We start from the raw sequence: 23,380 nt of genomic DNA, 5'->3' as shown, positions 1-23,380 counted from the left end.
CGGCCCGCGGAGGCAGTGCCCAAAAGGACAGTGCACAGGGGGAAGGGCTCTCATGAGTGAAGTGAACGAGGACGCGTCGCCGCACGCTGGACAGCGGGCGACCGGTGAGGCGATCGAGCGGGGTGACGGCGGCCCGAGCGTGGAGGCCCTGCTGGCCAGGATCAGACAGGCCCCCACACCCACGTCCACAGCGACCGGAACCGGCACGGAGTCGGGTGCGGGTAGGGGAGCTGGAGTGCGGGCGGACACCTCCGCGTCCCCTGCCGGTGAGGACGCGGACGCGGGTGCGACAGCCGTGGCGTCCGGTGCGGGTGAGGACGTGGGCGCGTCTGACGGTTCGTCCCGCGCCGGTGCGGCCATCGGGCTGTCCGGTGCCGGTACGGATCTGGACGCGAACGCGCCCGCCGTGTCGTCTGGTGACGACGCGGGTGTCGTCGCGTCCCGTACCCGCACGGACGCCGTGCCGTTCGGTGCGCTTGCTGGTGGCGACACCGGTACCGGGACGGACCGCGGTGCCGGCGGCCTGGCCGCCCCCGCCGCACCCGACGCGGACGCCCTGGCCGCCGTCGTCGCCGTGGCGGCCGCTCCCTTCGTACCCGGAGGGCACCTGTCGCCCGACACCGACTTCTTCGACGCCGGGGGCACCTCGGTGGGCGCCGTGGAACTCGTCGCGGCGCTGGAGGACGAGCTGGGTATGGAGATCGACCTCGACGAGGTGTTCGCCGACGCCCGGCCGCGCAGCCTCGCCCTGCGCTGGCTGGCGACCGCGGGTGCCACGGCCGCCGTCTCGGCCCCGATCGCGTCGGCAACCCCGACGGCCGCACGAACCCCGACCCCGGCGACCAACGCGATCCGGACCACACAGGCCCAGGACACCCTTGCGGTCCCCGCCCCGGCTCCCGCCCCGGGATTCAGTCCTGCTCTCGCCCCGGGTTCCAGCCCGGCCCCCGTCACGGACACCCCATCGATCCCGTCGCCCCGGATCCCGCCCGGGGCGACGGTCGGCGTCCGGACCACCCGCGCCGGCACCCCGTACGCCACAGCCCGTCCCGAAGACCTCGACCAGATCCTGGCCGACCTCTCCCTGGCCGACCGCCTGCCCTGGACCGGCTCGCCCGAGCCGCTGCCGCCCCGCCGGATCCTGCTCACCGGGGCCACCGGCTTCCTCGGCAGCCATCTGCTCCTCGATCTGCTCAGGCACAGTGACGCGCATGTCCACTGCCTCGTTCGCGCGGCCGACGAGGAGGCGGCCACGGCCCGCCTCGGCGAGGCGCTGAAGAGCCACCGGCTGCCCTGGTCGGCGGAGATCCGCCGCCGGATAACGGTGCTCCCCGGTGACATCAGGCGTCCGCACCTCGGCCTGTCCGACGGCGTCTGGAACAAGCTCGCCCACGAACTGGACAGCGTCGTGGGCGTGGCGGCGGCCGTCGACTTCCTGCGCGGCTACCAGTCGCTGCGCCAGAGCAATGTCATCGGCGCGCTGACCCTGGCCGAACTCGCGGCGACCGGCCCGCCCAAGCCGCTGCACCACATCTCCTCGATCGCGGTCTTCAACGAGGTCGGCATCGCCTCCATGGGCGAGGACGACCCGCTCGCCCACGTCGACCGCCTCGTCGCGGGCTACGACCAGACGAAGTGGGCCGCCGAGGTCGCCCTGCGGCGGGCCCGCGACCACGGCCTGATCGTCACCGCGATGCGCCCGGGAGGCATCGGAGGCCACACCCGGACGGGCGCCCACAACCCGCAGGACCTGAGCAGCGGCCTCATCTCGGCCTTCGGCCGCTTCCGCACCGTGCCCGCCTTCCACTGTCTGAACGCGGCCCCGGTGGACTGGGTGAGCCGGGTCGCGGCCGGCGTCATCTGCGAACCCGACGCCTGGGGATTCGACTACAACCTGACCGGCGTACCCAACACCCTCGACGACGTCGTACGGGACATGGCGTTCGGCGGGATGCACGTGCGCGTACAGGACTGGGACGAGTGGCGCACCGACGCCCTGGCCCGCCTGGAGGCCGACCCCGTTCCCGAACTCGGCTTCCTCGCAAGGGTGTTGCGAAGTCCCACCGCCCTCAAGCTGTGCGAGGCGACCCTGAAGGGGCCGGCGGCCACCGGCGAACGCACCGCCGCGCTCGTCGAGGCGCTCGGACTGCGCCCGGCGGCCCGCTACGACGCCCAGGCCCAGCTGAGGACGTTCGAGGCGCTCGCCCAGGACGGTCTGGCCCGGCTGCCGCACAAGGGCGACCAGCCGTACCTGTGGTTCTCCGAGACGACCGAGGGCGCCGTGGGCCCGGTCGGCGCCGGAGCCGACACCCCCTGCTCGATGGCGCTCACCCTCTCCATCGCGAGCATGTACCAACTGGTGAAGGAGCGCCGGGTGGACGTCGGCGGCGAACTGGTGTGCGCCGCGGCCCATCCCGCGCCGCTGCTCGTGGAACGCGGCGACGCCTGGATCCGCCCCGAGGAGGGCATCCCGCAGCGGCACGGGACGCGCCACCAACTCCTGCGCTACCGACTGACGTTGCGCGACGCCGACGGAGGCCGCTGGTGGCTGGAGGGCCACAAGTACGCCCGTGCCCGCCGTGACGTATGGCGGCAGACCCGCGCTCTGAGTGTCGAGATCGGCCGCGAGGGCGAACCGGCCGGCCTCGCGGGCGAGTTGCTCGTGCCCGCGGACAGCTACGTACGCGACCAGATCGACGGCGTCAAGGTGGACCCGCGTCTGACCGGCCAGGAGAAGCGCGCCGCCAAGCTCACCTGGCTCGCCTGGTTCGGCGCGGAGATGGGCCGCGGACTGCTCGGCCCCTTCGCCCGCGCCGCCGCGGACCTCCTCGACCTGCGCCGCACCCGCACCCCCTCGGAGCGCCACCGATGATCCTCAGAACCCCCAACTCCCGCACCAGGCCGACGATCCGCAAGGTCAGGACCGGCACGGCCCTGCGGCCGCTGCGCCACCGCCTCGACCCGGCACGGGTCGAGGAGATCCCCTTCCGAGCCGGGGACGGCGTACGCCTCGGCCTCACCCGCATCGACAGCGGCGAGCGGGACCGGCCCGCAGTGCTGCTCCTGCACGGGCACACCGCGTCCGCCGACATGTTCCTGCTCCCCGAGACCCGCAACCTGGTCGACGTCCTGCTCGACGACGGCTACGAGCCCTGGCTGCTCGACTGGCGGGGCAGTTGCCGGCTTCCCTACAACGAGACCGGCCAGAGGTACACGTACGACGACGTCGCTCTCCACGACATCCCCGAAGCCGTCTCCCGCGTCCGCGAAGGCATCGGCGACCGGCCACTGTTCGTGGTCGCCCACTGCGTCGGCTCCCTCACCCTGTCGCTGAGCATGACGGCGGGGCTGGTGCCCGGGCTCGCGGGCGTCGTCTCCCAGGGCGTGTTCCTGACGCCGAAGCTCGCGGGGCGCACCTCGCTGCGGATGACGGTGGCGGGTGAGCTGCTGAAGAACCGGATCGACCACATTCCGGTCGACTTCCGCAAGGTGGGTCTCCGGTCGAAGTACACGCCCCTGTTCGCGCTGGCCTCCCGCGGGGCGGGCTGCCCTGACCCGACCTGCCAGATCCTCCACAACTCGGCCTGGGGTTCGGGCGCTTCGCTCTTCCTGCACGAGAACCTGTCCGACGCCACCCACGACCGGCTCGCCGAGCTCCTCGGGCCCGCGCCCCTGTGGATCCTGCCGCACCTGCGCCGTATCGAACTGGCCCGCAGCGTCGTCCGCTGGCACGACACCGACCACCGGTACCGGGCGCTGCCGCCCAACGCGCTGGACGCGGCCGCCCGCATCGACACCCCGGTGCTGCTGCTCGCGGGCAGCGAGAACGGACTGTGGCTGGACTCGCAGAAGCTCTGCCACGAGGTGCTGGCACACCGCCAGCCCCAGCTGGACGTGTCGTACACCGAGATCCCCGCCTACGGCCACCTGGACACGTTCCTGGGCCGGGGCGCCGCCCTCGACGTGTTCGGGCACATCCTCGAATTCCTCGGCGAACGACGGTGACGGCGGCCCCGCGCCCGGATACCGTACCGACCAGTAACCACACCGACGAGTAACCAGACCGCACTACAGGAGGCCCCATGCCGCAGCTCGAAGTCGACGGCGCCGCGCTGACGTACGACGACGAGGGCCCCCGCGACGGTGACGGCGTGCCCCTGGTGTTCATCCACGGCTGGACGGCCAACCGGCACCGCTGGGACCACCAGATGGACCACTTCGCCCAGAAGCGGCGGGTCGTACGGCTGGACCTGCGCGGGCACGGGGAGAGCGCCGGGTCGGGACGGCGGACCGTGGCGGAGCTGGCCGGTGACGTTCTCGCCGTCCTCGACCACTTGGAGATCGACCGGTTCGTCCTCGTCGGCCACTCGATGGGCGGGATGATCGCGCAGACCCTGACGCTCGACCATCCCGAGCGGGTCGAGCGGCTGGTGCTGGTGAACTCGATCAGCAGGATGACGTACAGCCGGGGGAGAGGTCTGCTGATGGCGGTCTCGACCCTGGTGCCGTTCAAGCTGTTCGTGGCCGCCAACATCCAGCGGGCCTTCGCCCCCGGCTACCCGCGCGAGAAGATCCGCGAGCACGTCCGGGCCTCTGCGGACACACCCCGCGAGGTGGTCATGACGTGCTACGGCGCCATGCGGTCCTTCGACGTCCTCGACCGGCTCGGGGAGATCCGCACCCCCACCCTGCTGGTCCACGGCTACCACGACATCCAACTGCCCGTCCCGCAGATGCTGCGGATGGCGAAGGCCTACCCGGACGCCGTGGTGCGGATCGTGGACGCCGGCCACGAACTGCCCGTGGAGAAGCCGGCCGAACTCACCTCCGTGCTCGACCGGTTCGTGACCGACCAGCCGTAGCCGCCCCTTTGGTGCGGGCCGGGCGGACACCCGCTGCCGATCGGCCCGCACGACGGCGCACGGGCACCGGGCAACGTCTCGGAAGCCCTGATCGTGCAAGGCGCCGTCATCGCCCACCACCACGTGGTGGGCCGGGACCGCCGGCCTTGGTACGACCGGCAGCGCCCCGACCCCTTCGCCGCCTTGTGAGCCGGCAACGCTGTGCTGGAGGCGTCCGGGATCCTCAGTCCCGGCGTCGTGATCGATCCCCTGCGCTGGCACGACGGTGTCGAGCCGGCGCGGCCCCCGCGGTCCGGGACGCGGCTACCAGCCGACGGCGACCAGCAGCCACTGGGGGTTGCCGTGGGAGATGAAGGAGGACTGACCCGCGACGTCGTCGTAGGGGAAACCGTAGGCCAGGTGGTTGATGGCGTTGTCGTGCCAGAACTTGGCGTAGTAGTTCGCGGGCGCCGCCTTGTAGTACTGGGCCGGATCGCCCTGTTGGGAGGCCGGCAGGGTGGCTACATGGCGGTTGAGGGCGGCGCACATGTCGGGGTTGCCGGCGAGAGCCGCCGCGCAGCCGAAGATGTCGGAGGTGGCCGCGCTGACGCCCACGGACTGGGCGTAGGCGGTGAAGTAGTTCGCGTTGGCTCCGCCGGCCCGGAAGCTCGGGTCGCTGCCGGGCGCGATGATCCGGTACGGGGCCTGGCTCTGGGCCAGCACCTTGAACTGGTCGGGAACGGCGGCGGTGAACCGCTGGAAGGTGGTCGCGCGGTCCTCGGCGAAGGTTGCCCGGTCCTCACCGACCTCGGCGTCGTACCCGTCCTTGGTGTGCAGGCGCATGGCCAGTTTGAGGCCGAAGGCGTCGACCCTGGTGGTGTTGCCGTTGAAGACGTTGTCGCCGACGGTGAACTCGATGAAGTCGTAGTAGGGACCGTTCGGCGAACCGAGGTAGAAGTACATGCGGCCCGCGGAGTTCGCCGGCATGTCGAGGTACGGCTGCTCGGCTATGGAGTGGACCTGTCCGTTGAAGCTCCAGTACACCTGGCTGTCGGGGTACTTGCCGTTGGTGCGGTTGAGGATCTTCACTTCGACGGCGTTGTTCGCGGCGGGTATGTCGCTGGTCGTGCCCCAGAAGGTGTCCGGCGGGGTGGTGCTTCCGGGCCCGTACACCTGGAACTCCCACAGGGAGTAGCCGTAGGGGGTGGCTCGCGCCGTTCCGAGGACGCGCACGTATCGGGCGCTGCCGGAGACGGCGATGTTCTGGGTGCCGCCGGTGCCGGTTGTCGTCGAGAACGCCGTGGCCCAGGTGTTCGCGTCGGTGGAGGTCTGGATCTGGAAGGCCGTGGCGTAGGCGGCCTCCCAGTTCAGGGTGACGCGGGTGAGCTGCTGGACGGAGCCGAGGTCGACACGCAGCCATTGCGGGTCGGAGAAGGCCGAGGACCACCGGGTCCCGGTATTGCCGTCGACCGCGTCCCCTGCCGGGAAGGAGCCGTTCTCGACCGACGACGCCGTGGCGGGCCGTCCCTGGGAGAGCAGTTGGTCGGCGGCGTGCGCGGGTGACGGGGTCAGGAAGGCGACGCAGGCGGCGAGCAGGACGACGACCAGACCGAGAGCCGTACGGGCCCGTGCGGTCAGGCCTGCCCGTTCTGTCATGCCTGACGGTCCATGGGGCGGGGCGCTGGCTAAGGACTGCATGCGGAGTCTCCTCGTGCCGGATCGGCGTGTGTGGGGGTGGAGCAACAGCAGACGGAGAGCGCTCTCTCCGGGTTGTATCCCCACCCGTTCCAGACGTCAACAACTGAAGCCGAAACGAAGGGAGTTCGGGTGTCCGGCGCAGCCGAGCACCACCTGGTGCCTTCTGTGCCGCGTCCGATCGCCCGACGCCTTCGGACCCCGACGGCTCGACCGGCCCGTGTCGTGCCACGCATTCAAGACTTGGCTTCTTCGGCCGGCGGGCGCCCCGATCGGCGCACCGTCCGTGGAGCGGTCTCCGAGCCTGAACCGGGCGGTCGCCTTCGGTTCGGCTTCGGGCGGGACGGGCCCGTGATGCCTCGGTGACTGCTGTGGTGTGAACCGCGGCCGCCGCGAACCGGCCCCGCCCGGCCCGCGGCGTTTTCCTGCCACCGCCGTCAGGCACTGACTGGTCTACACCCTTGACTGGTACAGACCAAAGCGGTTGAGTGTGGCCCCACACCCCCCACCGCGGCCGCCCGGACTCCGCGGCGTCGGCCCTCCGTCGGCGTGCGCGCACGGCTCTGCCTGCCTCCGGCGCTGCCTTGCTCCGCAAAGGACTGATCCTGTGTCACAACGCCGCGCCGCTTCCCTGCTGGCCGCGATTCTGATCGGAACCTCCGCACCGGCGCTGCTGCCGGCCGCGAGCGCGTCCGCCGCATCCTGTTCGAGCTACCCGAACTGGGTGGCGGGAAAGTCCTACGCCACCGGCGACATAGTCCGGTACACAGACGGCCAGGCCTACATAGCCGAGCACGACAACCCGGGCTACGACCCGGTCATCAGCACCTGGTACTGGGATCCCTACGCCTGCGACGGCGGCTCGACGAACCCCTCCGACGGATTCGTCGTCTCCGAGGCGCAGTTCAACCAGATGTTCCCGAACCGGAACTCCTTCTACACCTACAACGGTCTCAAGGCCGCCCTGAGTTCCTACCCCGGATTCGCCAACAGCGGCAGCGACACGGTCAGGAAGCAGGAGGCCGCCGCGTTCCTCGCCAACGTCAGCCACGAGACCGGCGGACTCGTCTACGTCGTGGAGCAGAACACCGCCAACTACCCGACCTACTGCGACTGGAGCCAGTCCTACGGCTGCCCGGCCGGCCAGGCGGCGTACTACGGGCGGGGCCCGATCCAGCTCAGCTGGAACTTCAACTACAAGGCCGCGGGTGACGCGCTCGGCATCGACCTGCTGGGCAATCCCTGGCTCGTCCAGAACGACGCGGCGGTGGCCTGGAAGACCGGCCTCTGGTACTGGAACACCCAGTCGGGCCCCGGCTCCATGACCCCGCACAACGCGATGGTCAACAGCGCGGGCTTCGGCCAGACCATCCGCAGCATCAACGGCTCGCTGGAGTGCGACGGCAGGAACCCCGCACAGGTGCAGAGCCGCGTGGACGCCTACCAGCGCTTCACATCGATCCTCGGCGTCGCGCAGGGAGCCAACCTCTACTGCTGACCGCCCGACGACGGCACGTCTCGGCGCGCCACCCCGGACAGGTTCCTGTTGCCGCCGTCCGCAACAGGCCTGCCCGGGCTTGCCGGATTCCGGGCCGGGCAGGTTCGTACGGACACAACTCGGCCCGGACGAACGGCCGGTACCCACTCTGCCGCCGGACCCGACGTCCGGCCGGAGATTCCGCACCGCCGGCCGATATCACGAGCGCGGTGAACACCGTCACGTATCCCCGCCTCTCGGGGGAACCTCAGGGGGCGAAGACGGGTGCGGAATCGGAGGGGCCGGAGCGTACTGGGCGGCCTGGGCGTCGAACATCGCGGCGTAGCGGCCCTGAGCCGCCACCAACTCGTCGTGGCTTCCCTGCTCGGCCAGCCGGCCCTGGTGCAGGACGTAGATGCGGTCGGCACGACGGACGCCGGACATGCGGTGGGTGACCAGGACAACGGCCCTGTTGGGGGCGGCGAGGCGGCGGATGCGGTTGAAGGCGGCGATCTCGGCTTCGGGGTCGAGCGCGGAGGTGGGCTCGTCCACGATGAGGACGCCGTCCGCCGTGGACGTGGCACTGCGCCAGTGCGTGCGGGCCAGGCCGACCTTCTGCCATTCCCCGCCCGAGAGTTCGCTGGCTCCGCGGAACATCCGTGCCAGCAGGCTCTGCAAGCCGTCCGGCAGTTTCGCGATGACCGTGTCGGCTCCCGCGTAGTCGACGGACGGTTGCAGTTCTTCCTCGGTGGCCCTGTGGGCGGGCCGGCCGATCCGGATGTTCAACGCGGCTGTCACGGGCCAGCGTTGAAAATCCTGGGTGAGCAGCGCGACCCGGTCGAAGACCTGGGAGCGGTCCAAGGTGGTCACGTCGGCATCGCCCCACAGCACGCTCCCGCTCTGCGGCAGCAGCAGTCCCGACAGCACCTTCATCAAGGTGCTCTTGCCCGAGCCGTTCTCGCCCACCACGGCCGTGATCGAGCCCATGGGCAGGGTGAGCGACACCCTGTCCAGGGCCGCGCTTTCGCGGTCGGGATAGCGGTAGGTCACCTGGTCGAGGACGACCTGCTTGACCTGCGGCGGAACGGCATCGCCCCCGCGGGGGATGGCACGTCGCGCCGCCTCGTCCAGAAAACGAGAGTGATCGCGAATGTAGAGGGATTCCTCGTGCAGCTGGTTCACGTTCATCACCAGCGCGCCCAGGCTCGCCGAGCCGGAACGGACGGCGATGACCGCGGTGCCTGCCACCGCCAGGCTCATGCGCCCACTCGTGACCAGCCAGAACATCGTTCCGTACGTGGCGGCCAGGGCGAGCCCCGACAGCGCGGCGGCAACCCACTCGGTCACGGCCTTGCTGGACGCCAGGCGTCCCTGCTCGGCCTCGGCACTCTCGGCCATGCGCCGGTACCGGCTGAGCAGGAACGGGCCCACGGCGTGGATGCGCACCTCCTGGGCGGCGGTGCGCTCGGTCAGCAGGTTGCCGATGAGGCGGCTGGCCCGCACGTGCTCGATCCAGCTCATCACCGACACATAGCGCTCCTGCGCCACCCGCATCGCACCCCAGCCACGCGGCGCCGCGATCAGGATCAGCATCGGCAGCAGAGCCGGGTGCAGGACGGTGAGGACACCGGCCGTGGCGATCAGGGAGATGGTGCCGTTCATAGCGGCCACGCAGGCACCGATCATATGGCGAGAGGATTGGGCACCGTACTGGGCGACGTCGATCAGCCGCCGGAAGTCCGGGTCCTCGATGGCCTCCAGCTCGACCGCCGTGGCCGCGGTCAGATACTGAGTGGTGGCGATCCGCTCGACCAGCGGCTCAAGACGGCCCGCCCGTGAGGTGGACCATCCGGACAGAGCGGAGTTGACCACCGCGATTCCGGCCGCGGTCAGCAGGCCGGGCAGGACCGCGTGCAGGCGCTCCACCGGCGTGCCCGAGCCGAGCAGCGCGTGCATGACGGCGTTCACCGCGAGCAGGCTGACCGCAGCGGCGACGCCTTGCCCGATCTCACTGATCGCGACAGCCGACAACGCTCGCCGGTCCGCGTTCCACGCCATCCGCAGGGTGGCACCGACCAGAGCCGGCATGGAGCGCAGAGCGGACATCATGGTCAAGTCGAGTCGTGCACGCTCGTGTTCGGACCAGCCCATGTCGTAACGCAGCGGACCGCCGAACAACTCCCTCTCCGCATCGGAGACTTTCGGCTCGGCCATCCGTATGCGACCCAGAATCCTCATGCTCGTCTCTCACAAAGGCAGTAGGCGGATCGGCGGAGTCGTTCCTGGGGTCAGACACCGGACACGAGGTAAGCCGGGCCCTGGCCGTGGCGCGCCCGTTCGACGGCTTCCAGACGCGCGAAGGGTCCCGGACCCATCAACCGCCGCCACTCGTCAAGGGCGTGGACGGCCCACATGTCGTGCTCGTCCGGGTCGAGACAGATCCGGCGCAACTGATCGGAGTTGAGCCGGCCGCCGTCGAAGATGAACCCGATCTTGCCCAGGGGCCAACCGGGATGGGGACGGAGGTAGTCCGTCAGCAGCAAGGGGGGCCCGCCCGCGCCGAGTTCGAGCCCGGTCTCCTCGGCCGCTTCTCGACGTGCCGTCTCCAGGGGGTCCTCCCCGGCGTCCGCGTCGCCGCCCGGGAACTGCCACGGACGGTCGTCGTACACGGACCGCAGCAGAATGGGCCGATCGTGCTCGTCGCGTACGTAGAGGCCGCCGCACACCGTGTGATGCGGCACCGTCCGTACGTACTCCGCCGCAGTCATGGGCATCGGACGCCCGGGCCGTCCTGGGCGATGGTCGAACTCGAAGGCCACAGGCCCGAACGCCTCCTGTTCGGGCGGGTAGATGCGGCGCAGGCTCACGAGTTGCTCCGCGCGCGAGGAGTCAGGATCGATGCGTGCCGGATCCTCCGCGTCGAGAAGCTCCTCGAACGACGCGTACGCAGTCATCCGCTTCACGATGATGTCGAGGGCCCGGCCGGTTCCCTGCTCGTGGAAGACGATCGTGTCGCCCGCTTCGACGCTCGCCTTCTTCGGCGTGGCGATGCGCACTTCGATCGTCTTGCGGCCCGACGCCACCTGAACGTAGTAGCGCTCCCGCAGGTGAAAGTCGTGCAGCCGCGGCGCCGTTGCCGCGGCGCGGACGCTCACCCCGGTGTGGGCAGCGGTGTCCTGTGTACCGGCGGCCGGCCACTCGGGATCCGTTGGGTTCTCGTTCACGTGCGGGCCTCGCAGCGACACGAACGACAGCCCCTCGCAGTCGTGGCGTTCCGCGGTGGACCAGCCGAGTCGCAGTCGGGCGATCTCCTCCTCGTCGAGCGCGATGCCACGCCGTTCGGCCGGGGTGTCGGCGGCGAGAGGCGTGATGACCACGATCGCGCCGCCAGGTCGCAGGCGACGGCCGAGGGTGTGCAGGGTGCGTTGCCGGTTCTGCAGGAACGGATAGACGAACCGAAGGGTGATCAAGTCGTAGGCGTCAGCGCGCAGGGCCGCCCAGGCGTCACTCTCGATGTCGAGGCGCAGCCACCGGGCCGCGTCGCCGTGATGGACGGCGGCCTCGGCGAGGGCGTTGTCGGACCAGTCGACAGCGTCGACACGGTAGCCCAGCGCGGACAGATGGGCCGCCAGTTCACCGACTCCGCACCCGACGTCGAGGGCCCTGCCCTCAGCCGGGACAGGGACATGGACGGCGAGCAAGGACCGTTCGGCATCGCTGAGTTGGCTGTAGCGCCGGCCGTCGGCGTAACTGGAGTTCCAGTCGTCCTGCGTCGTGAACACGTGCAGGCCCGTCCTTCCTGGGAGCGATGGACTTCAAGGAAGCAGTACGAAGGGGGGCGCGCGGTAGGGTGCATCACCGCTGCCCCTGCCCTCCCCGCGCGCGGAGCCACACGGGGAGAGCGAGGTTGTTCTCGGTACGACGACCGCGCTTGATGCGGGGTGGCAGTCGGGCCGAGCGGCCCGGGCACCCCGAACCGTGCGCGTGCACCCGACGATGCCTGGTGGCGAGTAAGGAGACCTCGGAGTGGGCGAGATCGTGGTCCGGAAGATCGTTCGGCCCGAGCGCACGGTATCGGGCCCGTGGCTGGAGGTGATCGCCTCGAACCTGGAGTACCACCGGGCGACGTTCCTCTGGAAGTGCGAGGGCCTCTCGGACGCGGAACTGCGGCAACGGCCCCTACGGTCGTCGGAGTTGACCCTGCTGGGACTCATGCGCCATCTGCAGGGGGTCGAGCGTGCCTGGTTCCAGCGGACGCTGGCCGGCACAACCCCTCGGTTCTTCCCCTACCGGACCTACGTCACTGCTGCCGGCGACGAGTGGTACGACGAGTCGGACCCCACGCCGGCAAGGGACGTCTACGAGGACTACTTGACGGCGTGCGAGGAGTCGCGGCAGGTCTTCGCGCAGGTGACCGGCGACCTTGCGCGCATCGTGCCGAACCCGGAGTTCGGTGACACCGATGTGCGGTTCGTGCTCGAGCACACGATCGAGGAGTACGCCCGCCACGTCGGCCACGCGGACCTCCTGCGCGAAGCCATTGACGGCGCCACCGGCGAGTAGCCCGTCCTCTCGCCGCCGCGCGACCGGTGCCGGGTATGGCGGCGGAGCATCGATTGCTCGGGCGTGGAACGAGCTCTTTCATCCGTAGGCGCGGTGCCGGCACTCGGCCCGGCTGGGTGATACATACCGGTCACCAATACGTGACAGTTGCTCACTTGTGACTGAATCAGACCAAAACGGTGTACGGTCTTTACGCTTCCCGTGCTTGGATGACACCAACGCGACGGGGGTACGCGTGAGTTGGCGTTGTGCCTCCGTTGGCTGAGACCACCAACCGGGGGTACAACGTGAAATCGAGAAAGCTCCTCACGACAGGGGCCGTGGCGCTGGGGCTGCTGGTGACGGCCGCCGCCCCGTCAGCGTTAGCTGCGGCCGGACAGTCGGATGCCGGACAACTGCGTGTCACCATCGGCCGGCCCGGGTCCCGGGCGAGCGCTTTGGCCAGTGCGGCCGTGAACGCGTCCTGCACCGTCAACCGCGTCACCGTCAACCGCTTCAGCGAGTGCGAATGGGTCACCGTCCATCTTGACGTCGTGAAGGTCGTCAACGGGAGCCCGGTCCTTGAGGGCACCGCCGACTTCAGCGTCAAGCACCAGATGACGCTGAAGACCAACTCCGCCAACTGGAGTGAGAAGTTCACCATCTCCAAGGCGGCGACCACCGGCCAAGGCAGGGGCGTGGCCGTCCGGTTCTCCGCCACCTCCGGCGGCGGCACCCGGGCCACGGTCCACTTCCAGCAGGGCCACACGCTCGACAGCGCGGCCGGCGGCACGGTCGACTACAAGACCGCGGCCATCGCCCCGAAGAAGATCAACCCCAAGGTGAAGACCACCTACGGCTACACCTTCACCAAGGCCGGCTACAGCCCCGGCAGCGTCTCCTACGCCTCCGCCGTCTACCGGTGCGACAACTACTACGGCAGCACCCGGGCCAGCCGGTCCGGATGCGCCGTCCCGGACGCGCCCACCGGGGTGAGTATGGTCGGCCTGGCCCGCATCGACGAGGGCATCCGCAAGCTCCGCTCCCACGGTGGCCACTACGGTGACCCGAACGGTGGCAAGCCCCTGCGCTGGATGATCAACAAGGCGCAGGAGGGCCGGAACCGGGCCGCGGTGTGCCCGCGGACCGCGCCCGCCGACATGCGGCGCGCCGGCCGCACCTCATGTGACGAGTACCCGTTCGCTTCCACCTACGAGGGCGGCACCGCCCTTCCCGCCGCCCAGCGGGAGATCACCTGGGTCAAGGTGAACGAGAACAAGTCCCAGGGCGGACGAATAACCGCATGGCGCGGTCAGATGCACGTCATGGATCACGACCCGTTCTACGTGATCGCCTGAGCACGGCTACAGTCCCCGCAAGACCGGGTGCCCCTTCCCGCATCGTCCGGGAAGGGGCACCCCGCCCCGTTCAAGGAGGCTCCCCATGCTGGTCCGTGCGTCCTCGTTCACCGTCGATCTCGGCGAAGGCGGCTACCTGATCGGCTTCACCGACGACTACGAGTACCCCGAAGAGATGCCTTTCGGCTGGCGCTGCGGCCCGGCCGGCGACGCGGGCGCCGTGGTCCTCACCACCACTGACACCGGCCCCCTCCAGCTGACCGTCCAGGTCCACGACGCCTCGCCGGCGCCCGAGTCGGGCGGCGAGTGGGAGCCTGCCGAGGAGATCAGTCTGCGGGCCGACATCCCCGCCCTCTACGTCGCGACCCTCGAGCAGGGCGATCTCCTGGACGCGTGGCCGGACGAGGAACCCTCTCTGCGCCTCCCGTACTCTCCCGACGGTCACGACTGGGTGCGGATGCGCCTGTACTGCCACGCCGACGACCCCGAACCCGGCATCGGGGATCACGGGGAACGTCACCTGGTCCAACTCTGGCCCGCGCCCCACACGCCCCCCGTACACCCCGAAATCACCGAGGCGAACCGCCAGGCACGCGCCGACTACGCCGCGGACGTGGCCACGCCCGTGGAGGACTACACCACCACATACACCTACACGGAGACGCACCGCGGCGAACAGGACTGACACCTGCTCCCACGCCAGCGCCGGCGCCCGGGTGGTTGTCGGCCTGCCGAGGGCGCCGACCTGGCGCGGAAGCTCGCCGCCGTACATGGCGCGGGCCGGGAGCATCGGCCCGACGGAGACGATGAGCGACGCCGTCGGGCGGGCCATTTTGTTAGGAGTCTGAAGCGGCACCGCGGACCGGAAGGCGCCCCATTCCATGAGCAGGGACAGACATCCCGTGAACACGACGACGCCTGCCGGCCACGGAACGTCCCGCCATGGGAGACCCCTGCGGGAGCCCTCGGAAAGGGAGGGTGTCGCGACTACCGGCGCTGGAAGTCGCCTGGTTCCCCAAGCGTTCTTGCTATCAGGTCCGTATCGCAGTACTCCGTCAGTGCTTGCAGTTTTCCGTCCCTGATATGGCAAACCCAGCAGTACGTGTTGTGATACGGCTTTCCCGCCTTGGTCGTGACGCGACCTCTGCATTCCACGACGACGTGGTCTCCGGCAGCGATGAATCGTTGCGGGGTGTTCGTGTAGGTATCCGCGAACTGGGCGGTCAGGGGCCCAAGTAGCTCGTTGAGGACGGTCTGCTTACCCTCGTAGGTCCCGGACCACGGCGTCGTTCCGATGATCGTCCAGCGGAAATCGTCGGCGAGGCTGTCGACGAGAGGCCGGCCGTTCCCTTCCGCCAGTCCGGCGAAGACGCGCTGCATCAACTGCGTGTTCTCGGTCTCGCTCATGGCTCCTCCATCATCTCATCGAAGAGTCTGACTGCCATTCAACGGCCAGTTGGACCTTGCCAGTGGTCAAGCCCTCCCGGGATCGGGAGTGAACTGGCGTCAAATGTAAGGGAATCGCAATCGGTTCTGTCGAGGCCGTGGTGGCCGGTGACACGCAACGCCCTTTCGTAGCCCATGTCGTGCAGCCGCGCGGCGGCGACCAGAAGATCCCGGTAGGGACGGGCGGTCCGCGAGTCGAGCTCGGGGGAGTGTCAGGTCCATCATGCCTGCTCGGAGGCCATTTGCGGTAGGACGGAGCGCACGTCCGTTCGGGCTTGTCGCAGGTGGTGGTCCGCCCGCAGACTCGTCGTCATCCACTCTCCGGCGTTCGTGTCGGCATCCGTTCTCGGCTGCCGGCGCGTTCGCTGTGCTGTCTCGTCGTGGGACGGGCGCGGGCCGGGAGTGAGGGAACGAAGGGGGATCGGTGGATCAGGACATGGTCGTACTGGCGAGGGTCAAGCTGCTCAGCGCCAACCGACGGGTGGTGCGCGGCGCGGAGGGACTGTGGATCTACCGCCTACTGACACAGGTGGAGCCGGAGGTGTACGGGTCGAAGCTGACGTACGTCCTGGTGGAGGCGAGCGCCTCGCCCCTGGTAAGGGAGTTGCCTGAGCGACGGTTGGCCCTGCTGGAGGAGGCGGTGACTGTGGCGACGGCCCTCGGCACCGCGAACCCCTACCGGGCGAAGGTACTGGCGAGGGCATTGGCCGCCAGGCGGCGGGAGTTGGCGGGCCGCCCGGCGGCGTAACGGGCTCACGCGGCCTCCAGGTGGCCGAGCCCCTTACGCAACCTCCCATTTGGGCGCGGTTCGTTTCGAGGGAAGAGCGCGATCGAGCGGTCACGCGGTAGTGCTGCCGGACGGGTGCGGGGTAGAGGCGCTGGTGCTCGCGGGCGGCGTGGTGGCATCAGTAGCGTCGAGGTTGAGATGCCGGGCAGGGGCGTGAGGGAGACCGTGTTTCCTCACGCCCCTGACGGCCTTGGCGGCCTTGCTTTCTGGTGGGTCTAGTTCTGGTAGATCTTGTCGGTGCCCGGGCCGCCGGAGAGCGTGTCCGTGCCCGCGCCGCCGTGCAGCAGGTCGTTGCCGCTGTTGCCGTAGATCTTGTCGTTGCCGTTGTCGCCGTACAGCTTGTCGTTGCCCTTGCCGCCGTAGACGAGGTCGGCACCGGAGCCGCCGTGGATGACGTCGTTGCCGTCGTCCCCGTACATGCCCAGGTCCTGCCCCGAGGCGGTGCCTGTGAGGGTGTCGTTGCCGGGACCGCCGTGGCACTCGGCGTCGCAGTTGGTGATCGTGTCGTTGCCCGCGCCGCCGAACGGGCCAACGGCCCAGACGCCTCCGCCGCCGTCGAGGCGGTCGTTGCCGTCGTCCCCGTAGAACACGGCGGCACTGCTGCCCTTGAGGACGTCGTTGCCCTTGCCGCCGTGGATCGAGGTGTACGCGGAGCCGGTGACCGTCGCGGTGTCGTTGCCGTCACCGAGGTCGACGTCGTAGTCGTCCGAGTCGTCGGATCCCAGAGGGATGGCCACCGTGCACTGGGCGACCTTGTGGTTGGCCGCCGACGGGTAGCTGCACGCGTCTGTGGAGATGGTGATGTCGAACTTGTCGCGGAAGGTGAGGAGGTAGTCCTCGCCGAACTGGGAGGGGTCGACGTCGACGACCTTCGCGGTGACCGTCAGGTTGTTGGTCTGTCCGGCGCCGGCCTTGTACCAGAGCTCTCCGTCGGCGTGGACGAGCGAGGCCGAACTCGCCGTGGCCGCCTGGGCGGTGGACGCCGCGAACACGCCTCCGCCGATGGCGAGAGCGAGAGAGGCGGTGGCGGCAATGGTTCTTAACGTGCGCATGCGGAAATAACCCTTCGGGGAATCAGTGATGATCAGGCCCGACGAAGAAAGGCGCCGGTGAATTCGTCGTCACCGCCGCCACCGTCGTCACGGCGGCCGACGAGCGGCGATCGAGTCGTGAGTCCGCACCCACGTGCGGGGTGGTGGTTTCCGATCACACGTTTAGACACCGCATCCCGGACGGAGGTTGTACCGGAACTTCATTCCGTTCTCGCAGGCAATTTTGATTCCCTTTGGTTAACCCGTAGGGCGCCGGAATTTGGCCTCTCCTTCGCTCTGGGTGCGGGCGGGGTGTTCCGCTTCAACGGTGGCGGTGGCAGGGGCCTCGTGCTGCCACCGGCCCGGCGAACGGCCCCGGCTGATCCACCGGCCGCACTTCCACCTGTTCCTCAAGGCGCACGCAAGAGTTTTGCCTGGCAGGACGACCGCGACCTCCTGCTCCGCGCGCACCTGCAACCCGGCGCCCCGATCGTGGCCGGCGGGGACAGTTCGAACACCCACCGTGCTGCCGGGATGCGCAAGCACGTAGCCGACCACGAATGGCGCACCCGTCATCCGACTGCCCGCCCTCCTGCAGTCCGGACTTGCATCCCGTGGAAGGCATCTGGCCTCTGCTGCGGCGCGGGCCGATGGCCAACACCACGAACGGCACGACCACTCCGCATGCGCTTGGCCGCCCAGGCCCGCACGCTGAACACATGGCCAGTGATCAGCCCGTCGTTGTCTACCCGCCGGCTACGGACGGCGGTCGCAGAGTCCGTGTCGCTGCCGGGTTCGTCGGCATGGCCTATACCCTGGTCGACATCGCCGAATTCCTGCGCCGAGCTGGTATGGACGACATCGAAGCATCGGACATCAGGACCGCGGACTGGATCGAATGGCGCGGCAGTGGCCCTGAGATATGGGACCACTAGTGGACGGTCTCCCGCCGGCTCGGCCACGCACACACGCAGGCCACGCTCGACCTACACGGCTGGGTTCGTGAGGACGAGGCCCTGCGGGCCGCGGCGAACTGGAAGTCGTACATCTCCGTCTGGCAGGTCGACGATGGTCGGTGAACAGCGGCATCTGCACGCGGCCAGTGACGAGGATCCGTTCTGGCGGCTCGGGTGGGAGCTGCCCGCACCACCGGATCCAGGCCCCACCACCCATCCGGCCGACTCCCCGACGATCGAGAACGTCGAGTCGAGAGGTCAGGAGGTGCGGAGTGTGTGGAGTTCGGCGGCTGTTTCGTGCCGGCGGGGGCTGTTGAGGGCACGGAGAGCGTGGTGGGCGGTGGTGAGGGCCTGCCGGGCTTCGTGGTGCCGGCCGAGGCGGGCGAGGACGCGTCCCAGGTCGAGGTGTGCGGGTTCGGTCCAGGCGGCCGCTGTCTGTGCCTCGAAGGTGTCCAGGGCGCGGCGCGGGGCGGCGAGCCAGTTGTCCCGTTCGGCTTCGAGCCAGGCCCGGGCCGCATCCCGGTCGGCGGGGGCGGAGTGCGGTTCGGGGTCGCCGCACGGGGTGTCCTGGTGGCGGTCGGCGTCGAACCGCAGTGCGGTGGCGCGCCGCAGGATCCACCGGTCGGCCTGCTCCTGGGCCTCGCTGGTGCCCGCGGGCCCGTCCTCGGCGGCCGGCTGCTCGGCGGCGAAGACCTTCAGGAGGTCGTGGTAGCGGTACCGTTCGGCGACCGGGTGGGTCTTGCAGGAGGCCGACGTCGGCCAGGTCCTCGGCATACCGGATGGCCTGGCCCATCGGCAGGCCGGCCAGCAGGGCCCCGACTTCCGGGCTGAAGTCGGGGCCGGCCGCCAGGGACGCCCGCCGGAACAGCAGGCGTGCCGCGGGGGCCGGCTGCTGGTAGGAGAGCGTGAACACCGGTCCCCGGCCGGTGTGTCGGCAAGGCTTCTTCCGTATGTGCGGTGCACCCGGTTGGACACCCCCGCACACATCCGGGGCAGGTCGCCTCGGCCTCCCGGGTTCTCGCCACCAGGCGAATCGCTCCGCCCTCGAAGGGCACGCGCTCCACCGGCAACTCGCTGAGGTGCGGAAACAGGTCACCGATGAACTCATCACACCGCACCACAGTCCCAGATGACGCCATGCCGCCGAGCCGGAACCCCGTTGATCGCGGTCGGAGGTCGCAGCGATCACTCGAACACCGTTGGCGCGTGGACTCTCCGTGCCATCGGGGGAGGCGCCTGATCGGCGCCTCAGGTCGAACCCGGCTGTCCGGACCGGCGCCTCAGCTTGGCTGTCCGCGGCATCCACGGATTCGGGGTTCGCGGCACAGGCCCCATGAAGGGATGTGCCACCGCCCGGCTGCGGACAAGGCCCGCACCGGGCCGCCCCTGTCCTCGGGGCATGCTGTGGCACATTTACTAAGGCAGATTGATAAAGTAGCCTTAGTATATGAGTAACGACCTGGACCCTGATGGAGTCGCCGCGGCGCTGCTGGCGAGTCTCAGCGTGCTGGTACGGCGGGTGCGCCAAGTGCCGATCGACGGCGGGCTCACGATGCCCGAGCGCACCGCTCTGTCTCAGCTGGACCGCTCGGGTCCCACCACCTCCTCGGCGCTGGCCCGGGAAGTGCAGATCACCGCACAGGCCATGGGAGCGACGCTCAGTGCGCTACGGGCCCGTGGCCTGGTCGAACGCCGCCCCGATCCGCAAGACGGCAGGCGTGTCGTGCTGACGGTGACCGACGCCGGTCGGCAGGCGCTGAAGAACAAGCGCAACGCGCGGACCGAACTCATCGCGCGGGCCCTGACCAGTGGCTCGTTCACCCCGACGGAGCTGGAGAAGCTCGCAGCGGCCGCCCCGCTGCTGGAGCGGCTGGCACAGAACATCTGACGCCGACAGAAGGATGAGGAAGCAAGTCGATGACGGATCCTCCCAAGGCGCGCGACCCGCGTCGCTCGGCCGGCGACGATCGGTACAAGTGGACGGCACTGACGAACACGACCGCCGGAGTCTTCATGTCCGCGCTGGACGGTTCCATCGTGTTGATCGCCCTGCCGGCGATCTTCCGGGGCGTGCACCTGGACCCGCTGGCTCCGGGCAACATCGCCTACCTGCTGTGGATGATCATGGGGTACCGGCTGGTTCAAGCCGTCCTGGTGGTCACGGTGGGCCGGCTGGGGGACATGTACGGCCGGGTCCGGCTCTACAACTCAGGGTTCGCGGTCTTCACCTTCGCCTCGATCCTGCTGTCCTTCGACCCCTTCGACGGCGGACACGGAGCGATGTGGCTGATCGCCTGGCGATTGGCGCAGGCCGTCGGCGGCTCGATGCTCACCGCGAACTCGGCCGCGATCCTGACCGACGCCTTCCCCGAGGAACAGCGCGGCTTCGCCCTGGGTATCAACCAGGTCGCCGCCCTGGCAGGGATGTTCATCGGCCTGGTCGCCGGTGGCCTGCTGGCGGCCTGGGACTGGCGGGCGGTGTTCTGGGTGAACGTGCCGGTCGGCGTGTTCTTCACGCTGTGGGCCTACCGCACCCTGCGTGAGAGCGGTAAGCGCGGCGGCGGCCGGATCGACTGGTGGGGCAACATCACCTTCGCGGTGGGGCTGAGCGCGGTCCTGATCGCGGTCACGTTCGGCCTCCAGCCCTACGGCGGGCACACCATGGGCTGGACCAACCCGCTGGCCGACGGGCTGATCGCCGGTGGACTGGTCCTCCTGGCGGCATTCGTCGTCATCGAGAACCGCGTCGGTGCGCCGATGATCCAACTGAGCCTCTTTCGCCTGCGGGCCTTCACCTTCGGCAACCTGGCGGCCCTGGCCATCTCGATAGGCCGCGGCGGGATGCAGTTCGTGCTGATCATCTGGTTGCAGGGCATCTGGCTTCCGTTGCACGGCTACGACTACAGCAGCACGCCGCTGTGGGCCGGCATCTTCATGCTGCCGCTGACCGCCGGGTTCCTCGCCGCCGGGCCCGTCTCCGGATATCTGTCCGACCGGCTCGGCTCCCGGGGGCTGGCCACCGGCGGTGCGGTGCTGTTCGGCGCCAGCTTCCTGGGCCTGATGCTCCTGCCGATCGACTTCAGTTACTGGATCTTCGCGACGCTCATCGCACTCAACGGGATCGCCAGCGGCATGTTCGCCTCCCCCAACTCCTCCTCGATCATGGGCAGCGTGCCCGCACACCTACGCGGCGTCGCCTCCGGGATGCGTGCCACCTTCCAGAACTCCGGCACCGCGGTTTCCATCGGCGTGTTCTTCTCCCTCATGATCGCGGGACTGGCCGGCAGCCTCCCGCACACTCTCACCATCGGACTGCAACAGCAGGGCGTACCGGCCCACGTCGCCACCCAGATCGGCAGCCTGCCCCCGGTCTCGTCACTGTTCGCCGCGCAACTGGGCGTCAACCCGATCCAGCATCTGCTCGAACCGAGCGGCGCCCTGGCCCACCTGACGGCAGCGCAGCAACAGGCGCTGACCGGACGCGAGTTCTTCCCCACCCTGATCGCTGGCCCGTTCCACTCCGGCCTGGTCATCGTGTTCGCCTTCGGCGCCACCCTCGCCTTCCTCGCCGCGATCGCGTCCCTCCTGCGCGGCACCAGCCCCACGGCCAGGACCCCGGGACCGCGAACGGACACCGCCGGCGACGGCCTCGCCGCCGCGACCGACGGCCGGACAGGGACACCGGTGGTTGAGCCCACCACGCCCCCGAGCCCGGCGACCAGCCCGCAGCCACAGGAGAAGAAGGCATGGCACTGACAACGATCGACCCCACGGTCGCGCTCGTCGTGATCGACCTGCAGAAGGGCATCGTCTCGGCCCGCACCGAACCTCCGGCCACCGCCGTGGTCAAGCAGACGACCGAGCTGGCCACCGAATTCCGCCGGCACGGTCTGCCTGTGGTCCTGGTCAATGTCACGGGAGGCGCGCCGGGGCGCACCGAGGCCGGACGGTCGGGCAGAAGCATGAGCACCGCCCTGCCTGCCGGTTGGGCCGACCTCATCGACGAACTCGATGTCCAGCCGACCGACCACCTGATCACCAAGCGGCGGCGCAGCGCGTTCCACGACACCGGCCTCGACACCCTCCTGCGGGACCTGGGCGTCACCCAGATCGTGCTCGCCGGCATCTCGACCAGCTCAGGCGTCGAGTCGACCGCACGCTCGGCCTCCGACTACGGCTACCACGTCGTCCTGGCCACCGACGCCATGAGCGACCCCGACCCCGACGCGCACCGCCACAGCATCGAACGCGTCTTCCCCAAGCTCGGCGAAACCGCCACCACCGCCGAGGTCATCGACATGATCGAGGCAACACGATGACCCTGCTCGGACGACTCCTGAACAACCGCAGAGCAGGCGAGACCGACATGGCGTGGCACATGCCCAACCTGCGGGGCCCCGAGCTGCTCACCCTCACCAGCAAACACTTCGGCGACGGCGATGCCATGCCGCTGGAGCACTGTGCGAAGCACATCGGCGGCGACGACATGTCCCCCCACCTGACCTGGACCGCGCCGCCTCCCGGCACCGCCCAACTCCTTCTGGTCGTCGAGGACGTCGACGTCCCCATAGCCAAGCCCGCCGTGCACTGCGTCGCCCTCATCGACCCCGCGTCCCAGCACCTTGACCCCGGCGCTCTCAACGCACGGCAGCCTGCCCCCGGAGTTCAGGTGCTGCGGTCCACCATCGGGCGCGGGTACCACGGTCCCGCACCCGTCAAAGGCCACGGACCGCACCACTACATCTTCCAGCTGTTCGCCCTCTCCACCCCCGTGGACAGCACCCCCGGCACAACGTCGGTGGACCGGGCACGGCCCCGCGCCCTCCTGCCCGCCATCACCGCACCCGTCCTCGCCCGCGGCCGGCTGACCGGCGTCTTCGAACGCTGACCCAGGCCCAGGCCCCGACGCAGGCAGCGTGCCCGGGGCCGGGGTTGTCCGTTCTCCGTGCCAACGGGAGAACGGACAACCCCAGGTGTCAGCGTCCACGGGAGGCCGGCCGCCCCACGGTGTTCAAAGGGGTGGGGCTGTGCCGATCCAGCGCACATGCGACCAGGTGAGGATCACCCCGGCCCACGTCGACCTGACGGCTCCACCGCGAGGCGGGTCACGCGGGACCCATGGGACACGGCCTGGTCGAGGCGCTCGGTCATCTCGGTGTCGAGTCGGAACGACGGATAGTTCGGCTCACCGCCGTCAGCCGGAAGTCAAGGTCGGGCAGGCGCTCCTCGGGCGTACGGGCTTTGCGC

The 23,380-nt window shown here is 69.6% G+C and carries 19 protein-coding genes; 13 read left to right on the top strand and 6 right to left on the bottom strand.

All coding sequences use genetic code 11. The features are described 5' to 3' along the window. Positions 1–52: 52 nt before the first annotated feature. The 3 genes from ACZ6KY_RS14880 (at position 53) to ACZ6KY_RS14870 (ending at position 4,862) form a co-directional block, all read left to right on the top strand. A complete protein-coding gene (locus ACZ6KY_RS14880) occupies positions 53–2,872 on the top strand; it encodes a thioester reductase domain-containing protein (protein ID WP_469310696.1) in 2,820 nt (939 codons plus the stop codon). Then, a complete protein-coding gene (locus tag ACZ6KY_RS14875; RefSeq protein ID WP_469310695.1) occupies positions 2,869–4,005 on the top strand; it encodes an alpha/beta hydrolase in 1,137 nt (378 codons plus the stop codon). Before ACZ6KY_RS14880 ends, ACZ6KY_RS14875 begins: the two co-directional genes overlap by 4 nt. Before the next feature lie 77 nt (positions 4,006–4,082). Continuing rightward, positions 4,083–4,862: an alpha/beta fold hydrolase gene (locus ACZ6KY_RS14870; protein ID WP_469310694.1), complete on the top strand. Its 780-nt coding sequence runs from the start codon at positions 4,083–4,085 to the stop codon at positions 4,860–4,862. 303 nt (positions 4,863–5,165) lie between these two features. On the opposite strand, the gene ACZ6KY_RS14865 is transcribed toward ACZ6KY_RS14870, so the two are convergent. Further along, a complete protein-coding gene (locus tag ACZ6KY_RS14865; RefSeq protein WP_469310693.1) occupies positions 5,166–6,539 on the bottom strand; it encodes a beta-1,3-glucanase family protein in 1,374 nt (457 codons plus the stop codon). A gap of 604 nt (positions 6,540–7,143) precedes the next feature. Between ACZ6KY_RS14865 and ACZ6KY_RS14860 the strand changes: the two genes are divergently transcribed. Then, a complete protein-coding gene (locus tag ACZ6KY_RS14860) occupies positions 7,144–8,034 on the top strand; it encodes a glycoside hydrolase family 19 protein (protein ID WP_469310692.1) in 891 nt (296 codons plus the stop codon). A gap of 219 nt (positions 8,035–8,253) precedes the next feature. Here ACZ6KY_RS14860 and ACZ6KY_RS14855 read toward each other — a convergent pair whose 3' ends face one another. Together ACZ6KY_RS14855 and ACZ6KY_RS14850 are read right to left on the bottom strand one after the other, a co-directional pair. Continuing rightward, a complete protein-coding gene (locus tag ACZ6KY_RS14855; RefSeq protein ID WP_469310691.1) occupies positions 8,254–10,227 on the bottom strand; it encodes an ABC transporter ATP-binding protein in 1,974 nt (657 codons plus the stop codon). Positions 10,228–10,301: 74 nt separating this feature from the next. After that, positions 10,302–11,795, bottom strand: a complete 1,494-nt coding sequence (locus ACZ6KY_RS14850) for a methyltransferase domain-containing protein (protein ID WP_469310690.1) — start codon at positions 11,793–11,795, stop codon at positions 10,302–10,304. Between the two features lie 244 nt (positions 11,796–12,039). Here ACZ6KY_RS14850 and ACZ6KY_RS14845 point away from each other — a divergent pair, with 244 nt between their 5' ends. The 3 genes from ACZ6KY_RS14845 (at position 12,040) to ACZ6KY_RS14835 (ending at position 14,598) form a co-directional block, all read left to right on the top strand. Then, entirely contained in the window at positions 12,040–12,576 is a 537-nt protein-coding gene (locus tag ACZ6KY_RS14845; protein ID WP_469310689.1) for a DinB family protein, read from the top strand. Between the two features lie 452 nt (positions 12,577–13,028). Then, positions 13,029–13,913, top strand: a complete 885-nt coding sequence (locus ACZ6KY_RS14840; protein ID WP_469310688.1) for a NucA/NucB deoxyribonuclease domain-containing protein — start codon at positions 13,029–13,031, stop codon at positions 13,911–13,913. An 85-nt stretch (positions 13,914–13,998) separates the two neighbouring features. Then, entirely contained in the window at positions 13,999–14,598 is a 600-nt protein-coding gene (locus ACZ6KY_RS14835) for a hypothetical protein (RefSeq protein ID WP_469310687.1), read from the top strand. 302 nt (positions 14,599–14,900) lie between these two features. Here the strand turns inward: ACZ6KY_RS14835 and ACZ6KY_RS14830 are convergent, their stop codons facing one another. After that, positions 14,901–15,320 (bottom strand): nuclear transport factor 2 family protein, encoded by a 420-nt coding sequence (locus tag ACZ6KY_RS14830; protein ID WP_469310686.1) that lies wholly within the window; start codon positions 15,318–15,320, stop codon positions 14,901–14,903. A 463-nt stretch (positions 15,321–15,783) separates the two neighbouring features. On the opposite strand from ACZ6KY_RS14830, the gene ACZ6KY_RS14825 reads away from it, so the two are divergent. Next, complete coding sequence (locus ACZ6KY_RS14825) at positions 15,784–16,107, top strand: hypothetical protein (RefSeq protein ID WP_469310685.1); 324 nt, start codon at positions 15,784–15,786, stop codon at positions 16,105–16,107. 254 nt (positions 16,108–16,361) lie between these two features. On the opposite strand, the gene ACZ6KY_RS14820 is transcribed toward ACZ6KY_RS14825, so the two are convergent. After that, positions 16,362–17,198, bottom strand: coding sequence for a calcium-binding protein (locus ACZ6KY_RS14820; protein WP_469310684.1), 837 nt, complete (start codon positions 17,196–17,198; stop codon positions 16,362–16,364). A 698-nt stretch (positions 17,199–17,896) separates the two neighbouring features. Here ACZ6KY_RS14820 and ACZ6KY_RS14815 point away from each other — a divergent pair. Then, positions 17,897–18,112 (top strand): hypothetical protein, encoded by a 216-nt coding sequence (locus tag ACZ6KY_RS14815; RefSeq protein ID WP_469310683.1) that lies wholly within the window; start codon positions 17,897–17,899, stop codon positions 18,110–18,112. A 279-nt stretch (positions 18,113–18,391) separates the two neighbouring features. Here the strand turns inward: ACZ6KY_RS14815 and ACZ6KY_RS14810 are convergent, their stop codons facing one another. Next, a complete protein-coding gene (locus ACZ6KY_RS14810) occupies positions 18,392–18,907 on the bottom strand; it encodes a hypothetical protein (RefSeq protein ID WP_469310682.1) in 516 nt (171 codons plus the stop codon). A 673-nt stretch (positions 18,908–19,580) separates the two neighbouring features. Here ACZ6KY_RS14810 and ACZ6KY_RS14805 point away from each other — a divergent pair. Genes ACZ6KY_RS14805 through ACZ6KY_RS14790 form a run of 4 tightly spaced genes read left to right on the top strand, consistent with a single transcriptional unit; the run spans position 19,581 to position 23,021 of the window. After that, positions 19,581–20,021, top strand: coding sequence for a MarR family winged helix-turn-helix transcriptional regulator (locus ACZ6KY_RS14805; RefSeq protein WP_469310681.1), 441 nt, complete (start codon positions 19,581–19,583; stop codon positions 20,019–20,021). Between the two features lie 29 nt (positions 20,022–20,050). Beyond that, entirely contained in the window at positions 20,051–21,889 is a 1,839-nt protein-coding gene (locus tag ACZ6KY_RS14800; RefSeq protein ID WP_469310680.1) for an MFS transporter, read from the top strand. Further along, entirely contained in the window at positions 21,880–22,452 is a 573-nt protein-coding gene (locus tag ACZ6KY_RS14795) for a cysteine hydrolase family protein (RefSeq protein ID WP_469310679.1), read from the top strand. Before ACZ6KY_RS14800 ends, ACZ6KY_RS14795 begins: the two co-directional genes overlap by 10 nt. Then, positions 22,449–23,021, top strand: a complete 573-nt coding sequence (locus ACZ6KY_RS14790) for a YbhB/YbcL family Raf kinase inhibitor-like protein (protein WP_469310678.1) — start codon at positions 22,449–22,451, stop codon at positions 23,019–23,021. The genes ACZ6KY_RS14795 and ACZ6KY_RS14790 overlap by 4 nt, the downstream gene beginning before the upstream one ends. Positions 23,022–23,380 lie beyond the last annotated feature (359 nt).

Source organism: Streptomyces sp. NPDC042002 (genome assembly GCF_055588305.1).
This window is presented reverse-complemented; position numbering and strand designations above follow the sequence as displayed.